Below are 13,417 nucleotides of genomic sequence, written 5' to 3' on the forward strand. Positions count from 1 at the left end.
ATTATGGTATTCGAAGGTCATTTAGTTGGTACAGGATTAAAAGTTGGGGTTGTTGTTGGACGTTTTAATGAATTTATTACAAGTAAGTTACTTGGCGGAGCTTTAGACGGATTAAAGCGTCACGGTGTAGAAGAAACTGATATTGATGTTGCTTGGGTGCCTGGCGCATTCGAAATTCCTTTAATCGCTAAAAAGATGGCGAATAGCGGGAAATATGATGCTGTTATTACGTTAGGCACTGTCATTCGTGGTGCTACAACACATTACGATTACGTTTGTAATGAAGTAGCAAAAGGTGTTGCCTCTTTATCACTACAAACAGACATCCCCGTTATTTTCGGTGTATTGACGACTGAAACGATCGAGCAAGCGATTGAACGCGCGGGCACGAAAGCTGGTAATAAAGGTTATGAATCCGCCGTTGCTGCAATCGAAATGGCTCACTTATCAAAACAATGGGCATAATAAAAAGAGGCTGCGGCCTCTTTTTATTTTTTTACTTTTTTCCGTACATCTTTTATTAATTCATCCATTGTTTTTCCTTCTGTTTGTATACGAAGTGTTTGTGCTGTTCTCCATACATTCTCTCTTTTCTTCGCTTCTTCTATAATAGTAATTTCTTTTCGTACTTCCTTTAAATCTTTCCCTTCTGTTTTCAATCCAAAATGTTCAGCTTTCGTTCGAAAATGTTGTTCAATTCGTTGTTGCATCTCTTTTTGTTCAGGATTTTCGGCGGCCTTAACTGGATCAGCACTTATCGCTTTTAGTAAAATGAGACAAGTCATAATCGCTAATATATATTTGTGCATGTAAAATCCTCCAACCCAATATAAAGTGAAACTTTAATCAGTGGGGGGGCTTCATCCCCCACTGATTATTAGTTGAACCAATCGGACTTTTATGGGCAGTTGATCCCCCACCTAACTTCTTTGCTTTCGCTGCTTTTTGAGGTGTGGGTCTTACTGCCCATTAAAGTCGGATAAATTACATATTTACTATGTACAATTGGTGCTTGGAAAATTCGTCCACCAAAATTCTTTTTTTCGCTCAAAAGTCACTAGTATCAAGCGTTCACAACTATTTATTACATTTTATTTACAAAAAAAGCAAACTCTTTTACAAGTTTGCTTTTTTCCATCTTATAATGCACATTCCTCAATCTCAAACCCTAAATCTTCAATCATACCCCAGTCTGCAGTCGGTTCTTGTCCAGCTGTCGTTAAGTAGTCTCCAACAAAAATAGAGTTCGCTGCAAATAAACCGATTGGCTGTACAGAACGTAAATTGATTTCACGCCCTCCTGAAATGCGAATTTCTTTTGTTGGGTTTACAAAACGCATCATTGCCAGCACTTTTAAACATTCTACTGGCGTTAACTCCTTTTGTCCTTCAAGCGGTGTACCCTTCACAGCAACAAGGAAATTACATGGAATGGAATCTGCATCTATACGTTGTAATTCGAATGCAATTTCAGCGCGTTCTTCTATTGTCTCTCCCATTCCAAAGATTGCCCCAGAACATGGTGAAATACCCGCTTGTTTCGCTTTTTGAACTGTATCAACACGATCGTCATACGTATGAGTGGAGCAAATACTTTCGTAATTATTCGCATGTGTATTTAAGTTGTGGTTATAACGGTGTACACCCGCTTCCGCTAAACGTCCTGCTTGATCTTCGTTTAAGAAACCTAAACAACAACAAATCTTTAAATCTGTCGTTTCACGAATCTCCTTAACGGCTCCAATTACGTGATTTACCTCTTTATCAGTCGGACGACGACCAGATGCCACAATACAATACGTACCCGCTTTACGGCGAATTGCTTCGTGTGCTCCTTCTACAATCTTTTCCTGCGTTAGCCATGCATATTTATCAATCGGTGCTTCTGAAATAATAGACTGTGAACAATATCCGCAATCTTCAGGGCATAATCCAGACTTCGTATTAATAATCATATTTAATTTTACTTTCTTACCAAAGTGATGGTGGCGAATGATATACGCAGCATTCATAATTTCTAAAATCTCTGTATCGTCAGCCTCTAATATCGCTATTGCATCTTCTTTCGTAATCACTTTCTCTTCTACGACGTCGTATGCAAGTTTTTTCCAATCCCTTTTTGTTTGTACTTGTTTCATTTCATCTCTTCCCCTCTTTTGTTATATGCACAAATAAAGCATGATACGTTGCCATTATCCCTTCATTTCCCGTGAAGTCTCTTTCGTATATGCGAAGCATCGCACGAAAGAGTGAGGGACTTTGACAATATGATTCTTCATTACTATTGGTCGCTCCTACTTTACGAATAGAATGTAGAAACTCCCTAACTTCTGTAAATCTCTCTATGTAACACGTTTCAGAAACATGTACATCCCCTGTTTCTATCTCACATATATGGCGCAACTGATTTTTCGAATAAAAACGTTGCCCAATCGATGTTTCATTTTGTATATTTTTTTCTTCTTTCGCTCGCTGGAACGAAGCATGCAATTCTTGAAATGTTTCCTGTCCAAATGTTGAAAAGAGTAATATCCCATCTATAGACAAATGATGAAATAAATTTCTTATCACTTGTTTTAAATCATTTAGCCATTGAAATGTGGCATTTGAAATAATGACATCATACGTTTCTTCTAGTCGTAATCTTTCGATATCCTCACAATAAAATGTTACATTGTTTACATTTTGTCTAGTTTTGGCAACTGTGATCATACTTTCAGCAAAATCAATAGCTGTAATATGTGCTTTCGGAAATAAGTTTGATAATTGCTCTGTAACATATCCTGTCCCGCATCCAAGTTCTAAAATACGTATCGATGCATTTACACTATATCGCCGATTCAATGTAGAAAGTAATGAATGTGCCATCTTTTTTTGTACATTTGCATATTGATCGTAGGATACAGCTGCTACATTAAACCGTTTTTGTAGTAACGTTTTGTTGATCATGTCGTATCCCCTCTACAAATTGAATTATCTCATTTACACAATATTCAAAATTCGTTACGCATAATGCGTGCCCAGCCTCATTTACTACCTTGAGCGTAGCAGTCTCATTCTCAGCCATACTACGCGCTGCAGACAATGGACATATTACATCCTGCTCTCCATGAATAAGCAGTATAGGTACTTTTATTTCTTTCAATTCTTCTCTCATATCTGTTTCTATTAAATAATCCAAACCGAATTGTAAAGACTGAATAGAATCACCTTTAAAATGTTTTACGATGTCTTCAAAACTTTTATTTTCTTTCAACTCATCTTTCGTAAACATATTTTCATAGAATCGCTTGAGCGTATCTTCTTTCCTTCTCGCCAAATTTCTTTTCAGCCGTTCTACATGCAAAGCATTCCAACCATTACTATAGTCACTTGCATTTGTAAATTTAGCAGTACCACCAATTAGTACGATACCCTTTGCCTTAATTTTTTTATAAGCTTGAATTGCCGCTAACGCTCCTAGTGACCATCCAACTAAAATTACATTTTCATCCTTTGCTACATCTATTATTCGCCCTGCAAATTCACTTTGTTCTTTCACGTTACGCCAATCAATGCATTGAACAAAATATCCTTTAAAATGCGGAAGTACTAAATCCCAAATATTTTCTTCCATTCCCCATCCAGGGATAAAAATGATCTTCAGCTCTTTCATACGAAAAGCTCCTCTTCTTTCGCAATGTGGGTAATTCGGTCAATAGCCCATTTTAAATCAGCTATTGTATGTTCAGATGTAACTGCAAAGCGAATTCGAGAACTATGGACCGGTACAGTGGGCGGACGAATTGCAATAGCTGCAATACCTGCCTCTTGTAACCTTTTACTAAACCGTAAAGTATTTTCATTTGAACCGACTACGATCGGTACAATATGAGTTGAGCTATTTCCTATATCAAAACCAGCTTCTCGTAAATGGTTTCTGAAATATGCTCCATTCTCTCTAAGCCTCTCTCTTCTTTCATTATCTTCTTTTACAATTTCAATTGCTTTTTGTACCGCTCCTAATGTTCCTGGCGGTAATGCAGTAGTAAAAATAAAGCTTCTCATTGTATTTCGTAAATACTCTATATAAATTGCATCGCCTGTCAAATACGCACCATAACACCCTAAAGCCTTGCTAAACGTCCCCATATGTATATCTATTTTTTGAGCAAGATCTTCTTCTATATGAGATAATCCAGCTCCGCCGATTCCATATATTCCACTCGCATGCGCTTCATCCACTACAATAATTGCCCCGTATTTCTCTTTCAGCTCCACTAACTCCCTCAAATACGCAGTATCACCATCCATACTAAAAACAGTATCTGTTACGATTAATTTCCGCTTTTCAGGAGATGCTGTTTTTAACAACGTCTCCAGATGATTGAAATCATTATGACGATACCTTTTATGCTCTGCCCCACTTAATATAATTCCATCAACAATGCTTGCGTGATTTAATTTGTCACTAAACACAATATCGTGACGACTCACTAATGAAGAGATCACTCCAATATTTGCGGTATATCCACTATTCACAACTAAGGCCTTTTCAGTGCCTTTCCAATCGCATATACTTCTCTCAACCTCTTCATACAGTGAATAGTTTCCTACCACGAGCCTTGATGCTGTCGCCCCAGTTCCATATTTTCTTGTACATGCGATAGCAGCTTCTTTTAACCTTTCATCTCCAGCTAACCCTAAATAATTATTTGATGCTAAATTTAGCATCCTTTTCTCATCTCGAATAAGCCATGTCTCTTCTGCTTGTTCTGTTACATGCAAATTACGATACTGCTCTCGCTCATGTAATTGTTGCAATTTAGATTGAAGATGTGTGCGCCACGTTTGATTCATTTCGGATAAGCTCCTCTAATTTTGAAATCATTATATATTCTTTAGCAGATTCCAAGACTTCTTCTCTTGTAAACTCACCTGCTAAGAATGGTAATAAACCTAAAACCGGTACCCCACTTAGCTCTTCAATCATTTCTTTATTTTCTTGCACTCTTTCTATTTCGCATTCTTTGCAGCCAGATAAAATTACACCTGCTACTGTTAAACCATGTGCCTTTGCATAAGCAATCGTTAAAACTGTATGATTTACTGTTCCTAATGTAGGGCGTGCTACTACAATAAGTGGAAGTTGTAATTCTTTTGCGAAATCAATTACTAAAGCGTCCTCTGTATACGGAACAGCTAATCCACCTGCTCCTTCTACAAGCAGACTATTAAACTCTTTCAATCGTTCATTATAGTGATGAATAATGTCTTTTAACGTTACTGTCCTTCCAGCTCTTTTCATAGCAAGTCTCGGAGCAAGCGGCTCTTCAATAGAATATGGGCAAATTTCATCTTCTTTTGTCGGTACACCTGATAATGCCTTTAACCTTGCTGCATCTCCCTCTGGATTTGATGCAACATGTCCACTTTGCAACGGTTTATATACCCCGATGTTATATTCCAATTCTCTAAATACACCTGCTAATGCACCGGCAACGACAGTTTTTCCCACTTCAGTATCCGTTGCTGTTATAAAAAAACCGCTCATTATTCTCCCTCCGTAACATCCGAGATTGCTTTATACAAAATACGTAACATATCATCAATCTCATCAATTGTAGAAGCAAGAGGTGGCATAAAGACAATCGTATTACCGAGCGGTCGGATAACCATGCCTAGTTCTCTTGAGCGTTTACATACTTGAACACCGACTCTCTCTGTCCATTCAAACGCTTCTTTCGTTTCCTTATCCTTCACAAGTTCAATTCCAACCATTAACCCGCACTGACGAATATCCCCTACATGTTTATATGCAAAGAGTTCTTCTAATTGCGTCGCCACATATTCTGTTTTACGTGCCACCTCTTCTATTAAATTTGTTTTCTCATATAGTTCTAAATTTGCAATTGCTACCGCACACCCTAACGGATTCCCTGTATAACTATGACCGTGGAAAAACGTTTTTTGTGCTTCGTAGCCTCCTAAAAAGGCATTATAAATTTCATCTGTCGTTACGGTGATTGCAACTGGTAAATATCCGCCCGTTAAACCTTTTCCGGCTGTTAAAATGTCCGGCGTTACATTTTCATGTTCACATGCAAACATTTTCCCGGTACGCCCAAATCCAGTCGCTACCTCATCTGTAATAAATAAAACGTTATATTTTGTACATAAATTACGTAGCCCTTTTAAGTATCCTTTTGGCATTGTAATCATACCGCCAGCACCTTGCATTAAAGGTTCTACAATTATCGCTGCAATTTCTTCATGTTTGTCTTTCAGCAGCTCTTCCATTTCTTCTAAATGTTTTTTTACAATTTCCTCCTTATTATTTCCATAAGGAGAACGATATGTATATGGATAAGGCATTTTAATTGCCTCAAATAAAAGTGAACTATACACTTGGTGAAACAAGTCTATTGCTCCTACTGAAACAGCCCCAATTGTATCACCGTGATACGCTTCTTTTAATGTTACAAATCTTTGTTTCTTCGGTTTTCCTTTATGCTGCCAATATTGAAATGCCATCTTAATTGCAATTTCAACAGCGCTAGAACCGGAGTCGGAATAGAATACTTTCTTCAAACCTTCTGGTACAACTTCAATTATTTTTTCTGCTAATAAAATAGATGGAACGTTAGCAAGTCCTAGCATAGTAGAATGGGCAATTTTATTTAATTGTTTACGAATTGCCTCATCTAGTTCCGGCACTTGATGCCCATGAACATTTAACCAAATAGACGAAACACCGTCCCAATATTCATTTCCATTTACATCGTATAGCTTTCTTCCCTCTCCACGTTCAATAATGACAGGATCTTCTTCTAAATAATCTTTCATTTGTGTAAATGGGTGCCATACGTAGGCTTTGTTTTTCTCCGATAATTCTTCATATGTATAAGATGGTTTGTCAGTCGTACTCTTACTAAAAGTCACAATTGTCACCCCTAATGTTAACTAGTTTATAAATATAGTTAACATTAAAACTAAATGACTGTCAATTATTTTTAAATCAAGTAGTTCTTAAAAAAGAACAACCTATCATAAGATAAGTTGTTCTACTTTCCATGTTGTATCTTTCCGATTTCTAAAATAATCTCTTCATCCTTTTTTCCTTCTGTATCAATTCCAAGTTGCTTCGCATGCTCAATTAATAAATCATGACGCTGCTCAAATCTAGCCTTATTTACTTCTTTCGTAATTTCTTCTTTTGTTTTTCCATCAGTAGAAACTCCTAGTTTCGTAGCTGCTTTCTCCATCGACTTCTTCTCTTCAGTTTCTTTCGCTTTCTTCACTTCTGACTGCTGCATTTGCTTTTGCTTCGCCTGCTCTGATTCAGCTGCAAAAGCTGTGTAAATTCCAGCACTTCCGCCAATGACTAGTAAGGTGGTAAAAAGAATTATTTTTTTCTTCACTCTTTCCTCCCCTTTCAAATTCATTATAACGCACATTTTTCGGTGTTAAAACCTATCTCCTTTATTTCCCTAAAAAAATATTACACATTTTCATTGACATGTATGATGAATATATGATAAAAATTTAACTAACATCATATGAATCGGCATTGATAGGATTTAGTAGTATTTCGATTTCTGATTTCAGAGAGCTGGTGGTCGGTGCGAACCAGTACAGAGCGAATATGAATTACCCCCTGGAGCTTCTTTTGCGAAACGTAAGGAGTAGTGAAAGACGGTTATAGACCGTTATATCTAAAGAGTGGTGAAACGATACTGTTTCACAATTTAGGGTGGTACCGCGAACTTTTCGTCCCTGCATATATTGCAGGGGCGTTTTTATTTTATTAGCGCATATCATACGACCCTTTATTTTGTGATACATTCATTTCACAAGCTAGGGTGGTACCGCGATTTCTTCGTCCCTGCATATTTATATGCAGGGACGTTTTTTTATCCAAACATTTCCGTATCATATTGAAGGATTAACAATTACCAGTAATTTGTCACAAAATTCTAAATTTTAGAAGGAAATAAACAATATTGGCGAATTTTATATAAAAAAGAGCTATTTTAGATTACTTAGGAGGGAAAAACAATGGTTTCAAAAATTGAATCTGTTCTATTAACATTTTTTATCTTTTTCTGCATTGGCTTTAGTGTTATCAAATTAGAAGTTTCACCACACATCCCAATTTTATTTGGCATCGTTCTTTTATTAGCATTTGGATTTATAAAAAAAATCTCTTGGTCTACGATGGAAAAAGGGATGATTAGTAGTATTTCAGCTGGTATTCCATCTATTTTTATTTTCTTACTTGTAGGCGTATTAATTAGTGTTTGGATCGCCGCTGGAACAATCCCAACTTTAATGGTATACGGCTTCCAACTTGTATCTCCTAAAATTTTCATTCCAACTGTTTTCGTTGTTTGTGCAATTGTTGGAACGAGTATCGGTAGTGCTTTTACAACTGCCGCAACTGTAGGACTTGCCTTTATGGGTATGGGTAGTGCTCTCGGATACGATCCAGCTCTAATCGCTGGCGCAATTATTTCTGGTGCATTCTTTGGAGATAAAATGTCTCCTTTATCTGATACAACAAACTTAGCTCCTGCTGTAACAGGTGTAGATCTATTTGAGCATATTCGTAACATGCTTTGGACAACAGTTCCAGCATTCATTATTGCTTTTATCGCCTTTTTCATTTTAGGAGGAGGTACGAGTGGAGACGTTGACTTCACAAACTTTATTAGTACATTAGAGAAAAATACAACGATTTCTATCGTTACACTAATCCCAATTTTATTACTGTTCCTATTCGCATTTAAAAAAGTCCCAGCAGTACCAACATTGCTTGCAGGAATCGTGGTAGGAATTATTATTCTCTTTATTTTTAAACCTAGCACTTCTTTAGCTGATTTAATGAAAATTATGCAAGACGGATACGTTTCTAAAACTGGTATTAAAGACATTGATAGTTTACTATCTCGCGGTGGTCTACAAAGTATGATGATGTCGATTGCCCTTATTTTCCTAGCTCTTTGTATGGGAGGATTATTACAAGGAATGGGTATTATTACGCAGCTAATGAATATCATCTCTAGCTTCGTTAAAAATAGCACACGCTTAATTATTTCTACTGCTTCAACTGCAATTGGTGTAAACTTCTTACTTGGGGAGCAATACTTATCCATCGTTTTAACGGGACAAGCATTTGCTAATAAATACGATGAAGTCGGTTTAGAACGTCGTAATTTATCACGCGTACTAGAAGATGCAGGTACAGTTATTAACCCGCTCGTACCATGGGGAGTAAGTGGTGTATTCTTATCGAACGTCCTTGGCGTTCCGACATTTGATTACCTTCCATTCGCAATTTTCTGTTTAGCTTGCCCAGTCTTAACAATTATTGTTGGTTTCACAGGATTTGGCCTTTCATGGAAGAAAGAAAAAGCAGTAACAATTTCATAATATACGAAAAAGGATTACCTGAATCGGTAATCCTTTTTATATTTCTCCACTATCTATTTGCTTTCTTTCTTCTAAATAACAGAAGGAATCCTGCTCCAACAAACGCCAAACCTGCTCCAATTGTAGAAACAACACTTGTACCTGTTTTCGGTAAATCACGTTCTTCTTTCTTTTCACTTACAGTTGTTGTTTCTTTTGCGTTTTGATTATCCGTTGTAGTTTGTCCAGATCCTGTATTATTACCTTCATCTATTGGTGGTGTCGTTGGATTTTCTCCATTATTTCCTTCACCTGTTGGTGGTGTCGTTGGATTTTCTCCATTATTTCCTTCACCTGTTGGCGGTGTTGTCGGGTTCTCTCCACCAGTTTCTTTATCATCATCGTTCTTCTTCGTTATATCAATTGCATATTTAGCAAATTCATTTTCAGATGGTCCAACATATGATATGTTTCCATCTTTCTTTATATACTTTTGTGCATTCGGTGAAGAATCGAATGTTGTATGTAATTTATCGGCAACAATCGGTTTAAACGTCCAATTTTTATCTGCTGCTGGATCAATAACTGGCGTTTCTTGCATATACTTCACAATGATTTGACGCGTTTCATCTTGTGATTGGTATACAACCTCCCCTTTGCTTACACCCGGGAACGTTTGGCTGCTTCCGCGATAGTTATTTGTAGCGACGATGAATTCTTGATTGTCAGCTACTGGCTTCCCTTCATATGTCATATTTACAATACGATTCGTATTAGCATTTACAACTTTTCCATCTTTATCGTATTTCGCCGGTTGTGTTACATCAATTTCGTATTTTAAGCCATCTAAAATATCGAAGTTATATGTAGGATAACCTATATTTACTAACGGCTGTTCTTCTGTTTTCTTTGGATCAATTTGATTAAACTGACCTGCAGACATTTCAAGCCATTCTTTTACTTGTGCCCCATTTACTTTTACAGCATATAACGTATTTGGATATACATATAAATCTGCCACGTTTTTAATTGCTAACGTTCCAGCTGGAATATCGGTATAATATGTAGCACCGTTTCGGCCACCTGCTTTAAATGGTGCTCCTGCAGATAAAACTGGAATTCCTTTATATTTGCTGTACTGCCCATTTTCAGCAAATAACTTTTCTACATACCATTTCTGTGCATTTGTCACAAGTTGTACAGAAGGATCATCTTGTACTAATGAGAAATAACTATTAATTGGCGCTGTCGTTTTTCCTACAGCTGTATTCACATAATCAATTGTCGCTTGATGATCATCTTTAATTTCATTAACTAAATTTTGATCAGATTGTACGAGTGGGTTTCCTTTACTATCAGCAATCGGACGAAGTTGCGGCTTCGATTGCTCTTTTTGTACTTCCCATTTTCCATTTACTTTTTTCAATTGCATATCAATAATACCTAAGTTACTTCCAAAGACACCAGGCATTACAACTGGAACACCATTAAATACATCCTTCACTTCAGTATGTGAATGTCCCATTAATACCGCATCTACACCAGGAACTTCTGTTAAATAATACGATGCGTTTTCCATGCCAACGTTGTATCCACTCTTATCAACACCTGAATGCGCTAGTGCAACGATAACATCGGCACCTTCTGCTTTCATTTTTGGCACCATTTTTTTCGCTGTTTCAACTATATCTTTTGCTTTCACTTTTCCTTCTAGATTTGCTTTATCCCAGTTCATAACTTGAGGTGGAACAAATCCCATTACGCCAATTTTCACTTTTTGTTTTTGACCTGATTCATCTTCTACTTCTTTTTCAAAAACATGATATGGTTTAAAGTAATTTTGATCATTCTCTTCATTATTATCTTTATCATCTTTATAGACGTTCGAGTTAATAACCGGGAATTCTGTTTTACTAATTACTTTGTTTAAATAATCTAAACCGTAGTTAAATTCATGATTCCCAAGAGAGATGACGTCATACTTCATTAAATTCATTAAACGATATAATGGGTGCGTATAACTAGGATCCACAGGCTTCTTCGGATCATTTATTTTATTCGCTACATAATCTCCAAGCGGTGTCCCTTGTAATGCATCCCCATCATCAAACAGGACAGAGTTCTTCGCTTCTTCACGTGCTTTATTCACAAGTGTTGCAGTTTGCACGAGACCTACTTTATTATCGGTTTTCGTTTGATAATAATCGTAATTCATTAAGTTAACGTGAATATCTGATGTTTCTAGAATTCGTAAGTTAACCGTACTCTCCCCAGTTTGCTCATCCGCATGAGCTGTTGCTGGCAATACTTGCGGCGCTATAACACCAATAGCAAGAGTTGCTCCAGCTAGCATTTTTTTTGACTTTTTCACAAAAAATCCCCCTTATACAATTACCAAAAATAATGAAATGAATCTGTCTCTAATCACATACCTTTTTTCTTCTATTGGAGATAAGATTTTCATTTCATCCTGCGTTAATGAGTAGTCCTCTTAAACGCTCGATTGGTGAGATTTTACTCATCGGGAAATAAAGCCCTACTAATTAAAATTTCACCTTATCTGACATTATCATATATAATGTACTTTCATATCGTCAATATTTTTTGACATACTTCTACAAATTTTCTGTAAAGTTATTGTAAACTTTTCATAAACATATAATATGCCCTTACATTGTTAATACTGCTGAATATGATACAATTACCAATTACAAGGAGGATGAATTTATGAAAAAAGTCATCTTAACAATTGTTTGTCTCCTCCTTCTAATCATTTCTTATTCTTATTTTGAAAAGAACGATGAGACAAAACAAAATGAACCCGAAGAAAAAACAGAAAAAACATCTACTCCAAGTTGGATTGATAAGCAAACAAACGATTCCTTTTATCATCTCGTACTAGGTGATTCGCTCGCCAAAGGATATGGATCGACACAAGGTGGATTTGCTGAATTAGCCTCTAAACAAATAGAAGCACAAATTCATAAACCAATTACTGTAGAAAACCTTGGGATAAACGGTCTTACAACCGATCGTCTCGCTAAAAAGGTTGACTCAGAAGATGTAAAGCAAAAAATTAGAGCAGCCAATATTATTACAATTAACATTGGGGGAAATAATTTGTTTCGCTTAAATCGTGATGTCGGTGTTATAGACGGTATTAAAATGTTAAATAAAGAAAAAGCTCATTTTGAAGCGGATGTAAAAAATATTGTAAAGACAGTCCGAGATCAAAATCCGGATGCTTTACTCATTCTTTCTGAACTCTATAACCCGTTACAACTCGATGACTCCATCGCAAGTTATGCAGATATGTTTTTAGACGGATGGAATGAATCCGTTTATTCCATTGCAAAAGCAAATCAACCATCTATCGTTTTACCAATCCGCAAATTAATATCGAATGATAAGAAAGATTTACTCTTTGACCAAGTACACCCAAATGATAAAGGCTATTCTATTATTGCCGATTCCTTTACAAAAAAAGTGTTGGCCTACAAATATTAAAATTCGCATGAAACAATTCTATTTTTATAACATGTCTTTTTTGTTACAATGAGAGTGGAAGGGGGCCTTTATATGGAATCACGCGAGTGGGAACGTATTGTTGATCATCTTCTTTCGCTAGTGCCTCTTTTTTATCGCAAATTTATGCTTCCTGGAGAATTTTCTTCTCAAAGACATATGCCGCCATCACATACACAAGTATTACTGCTTCTGCATGAAAATGGCACATTAGCAGTTTCCGAAATCGGCAAGCGGCTAGCGATTTCACGGCCTAACATGACACCTCTATTAAACAAACTGATCCAAGAAGAACTAATAGAGCGTCATTATAGCGAAAAAGATCGACGGGTCATTTTAATTTCCCTGACAGCTGAAGGGAAATTGTTAGTAAATCAGTATCAACAATTCATTTTAGACAAATTAAAAGAAAATTTCCAAACGTTATCTGAGGAAGAACGTGAAAAACTCATTCACTCTCTTCAAACCATTCAAAATTTAATTTTGAAAACAAACGCATAAA

The 13,417-nt window shown here is 36.5% G+C and carries 13 protein-coding genes and 1 other annotated feature; of the genes, 4 read left to right on the top strand and 9 right to left on the bottom strand.

Features of this window, described 5'->3' with window-relative positions; genetic code table 11:
- Positions 1–3: 3 nt before the first annotated feature.
- Positions 4–465 carry a 6,7-dimethyl-8-ribityllumazine synthase gene (gene ribH, locus MR070_RS01940; RefSeq protein ID WP_000230900.1) on the top strand — a complete coding sequence of 154 codons (462 nt, stop codon included), beginning with the start codon at positions 4–6 and terminating at the stop codon, positions 463–465.
- 23 nt (positions 466–488) lie between these two features.
- Here ribH and MR070_RS01945 read toward each other — a convergent pair whose 3' ends face one another.
- The 8 genes from MR070_RS01945 to MR070_RS01980 all read right to left on the bottom strand — a co-directional run bounded on the left by MR070_RS01945 (position 489) and on the right by MR070_RS01980 (position 7,400).
- On the bottom strand, positions 489–809 hold the full coding sequence (locus tag MR070_RS01945) for a hypothetical protein (protein WP_000549778.1): 321 nt from the start codon (positions 807–809) through the stop codon (positions 489–491).
- Positions 810–1,139: 330 nt separating this feature from the next.
- Entirely contained in the window at positions 1,140–2,138 is a 999-nt protein-coding gene (gene bioB / locus MR070_RS01950) for a biotin synthase (protein ID WP_000815866.1), read from the bottom strand.
- Between the two features lies 1 nt (position 2,139).
- Entirely contained in the window at positions 2,140–2,949 is an 810-nt protein-coding gene (gene bioC, locus MR070_RS01955; protein WP_000608938.1) for a malonyl-ACP O-methyltransferase BioC, read from the bottom strand.
- Positions 2,915–3,655 (bottom strand): alpha/beta fold hydrolase, encoded by a 741-nt coding sequence (locus MR070_RS01960; protein ID WP_000661274.1) that lies wholly within the window; start codon positions 3,653–3,655, stop codon positions 2,915–2,917. The genes bioC and MR070_RS01960 overlap by 35 nt, the downstream gene beginning before the upstream one ends.
- Entirely contained in the window at positions 3,652–4,839 is a 1,188-nt protein-coding gene (gene bioF / locus MR070_RS01965) for an 8-amino-7-oxononanoate synthase (protein ID WP_139895869.1), read from the bottom strand. The genes MR070_RS01960 and bioF overlap by 4 nt, the downstream gene beginning before the upstream one ends.
- Entirely contained in the window at positions 4,805–5,533 is a 729-nt protein-coding gene (gene bioD, locus MR070_RS01970) for an ATP-dependent dethiobiotin synthetase BioD (RefSeq protein ID WP_242260454.1), read from the bottom strand. The genes bioF and bioD overlap by 35 nt, the downstream gene beginning before the upstream one ends.
- On the bottom strand, positions 5,533–6,921 hold the full coding sequence (gene bioA, locus MR070_RS01975; protein WP_242260455.1) for an adenosylmethionine--8-amino-7-oxononanoate transaminase: 1,389 nt from the start codon (positions 6,919–6,921) through the stop codon (positions 5,533–5,535). Before bioA ends, bioD begins: the two co-directional genes overlap by 1 nt.
- A 122-nt stretch (positions 6,922–7,043) precedes the next feature.
- A complete protein-coding gene (locus MR070_RS01980) occupies positions 7,044–7,400 on the bottom strand; it encodes a hypothetical protein (RefSeq protein ID WP_000726895.1) in 357 nt (118 codons plus the stop codon).
- A 140-nt stretch (positions 7,401–7,540) separates the two neighbouring features.
- Positions 7,541–7,760, top strand: a binding site (T-box leader).
- 277 nt (positions 7,761–8,037) lie between these two features.
- On the opposite strand from MR070_RS01980, the gene nhaC reads away from it, so the two are divergent.
- Positions 8,038–9,411, top strand: a complete 1,374-nt coding sequence (nhaC, locus tag MR070_RS01985; protein WP_000253714.1) for a Na+/H+ antiporter NhaC — start codon at positions 8,038–8,040, stop codon at positions 9,409–9,411.
- Positions 9,412–9,460: 49 nt separating this feature from the next.
- Here the strand turns inward: nhaC and cpdB are convergent, their stop codons facing one another.
- Positions 9,461–11,761 (bottom strand): bifunctional 2',3'-cyclic-nucleotide 2'-phosphodiesterase/3'-nucleotidase, encoded by a 2,301-nt coding sequence (gene cpdB / locus MR070_RS01990; RefSeq protein ID WP_242260457.1) that lies wholly within the window; start codon positions 11,759–11,761, stop codon positions 9,461–9,463.
- A 356-nt stretch (positions 11,762–12,117) separates the two neighbouring features.
- Between cpdB and MR070_RS01995 the strand changes: the two genes are divergently transcribed.
- Both MR070_RS01995 and MR070_RS02000 read left to right on the top strand, forming a co-directional pair.
- On the top strand, positions 12,118–12,897 hold the full coding sequence (locus tag MR070_RS01995; protein WP_044793842.1) for a GDSL-type esterase/lipase family protein: 780 nt from the start codon (positions 12,118–12,120) through the stop codon (positions 12,895–12,897).
- Between the two features lie 72 nt (positions 12,898–12,969).
- A complete protein-coding gene (locus MR070_RS02000; protein ID WP_000445817.1) occupies positions 12,970–13,416 on the top strand; it encodes a MarR family winged helix-turn-helix transcriptional regulator in 447 nt (148 codons plus the stop codon).
- Position 13,417: the final 1 nt, after the last annotated feature.

The sequence above is a fragment of the Bacillus cereus group sp. BfR-BA-01453 genome, from assembly GCF_022662915.1.
Lineage (GTDB): Bacteria > Bacillota > Bacilli > Bacillales > Bacillaceae_G > Bacillus_A > Bacillus_A paranthracis.

Excerpts from the sequence above, each read along its gene's own strand:
- MR070_RS01960 (WP_000661274.1), bottom strand. The coding sequence starts at position 3,655 with ATGAAAGAGCTGAAGATCATTTTTATCCCTGGATGGGGAATGGAAGAA.
- ribH (WP_000230900.1), top strand. The coding sequence starts at position 4 with ATGGTATTCGAAGGTCATTTAGTTGGTACAGGATTAAAAGTTGGGGTT.
- MR070_RS02000 (WP_000445817.1), top strand. The coding sequence starts at position 12,970 with ATGGAATCACGCGAGTGGGAACGTATTGTTGATCATCTTCTTTCGCTA.
- MR070_RS01945 (WP_000549778.1), bottom strand. The coding sequence starts at position 809 with ATGCACAAATATATATTAGCGATTATGACTTGTCTCATTTTACTAAAA.
- nhaC (WP_000253714.1), top strand. The coding sequence starts at position 8,038 with ATGGTTTCAAAAATTGAATCTGTTCTATTAACATTTTTTATCTTTTTC.
- bioB (WP_000815866.1), bottom strand. The coding sequence starts at position 2,138 with ATGAAACAAGTACAAACAAAAAGGGATTGGAAAAAACTTGCATACGAC.
- bioD (WP_242260454.1), bottom strand. The coding sequence starts at position 5,533 with ATGAGCGGTTTTTTTATAACAGCAACGGATACTGAAGTGGGAAAAACT.
- bioC (WP_000608938.1), bottom strand. The coding sequence starts at position 2,949 with ATGATCAACAAAACGTTACTACAAAAACGGTTTAATGTAGCAGCTGTA.
- bioF (WP_139895869.1), bottom strand. The coding sequence starts at position 4,839 with ATGAATCAAACGTGGCGCACACATCTTCAATCTAAATTGCAACAATTA.
- MR070_RS01995 (WP_044793842.1), top strand. The coding sequence starts at position 12,118 with ATGAAAAAAGTCATCTTAACAATTGTTTGTCTCCTCCTTCTAATCATT.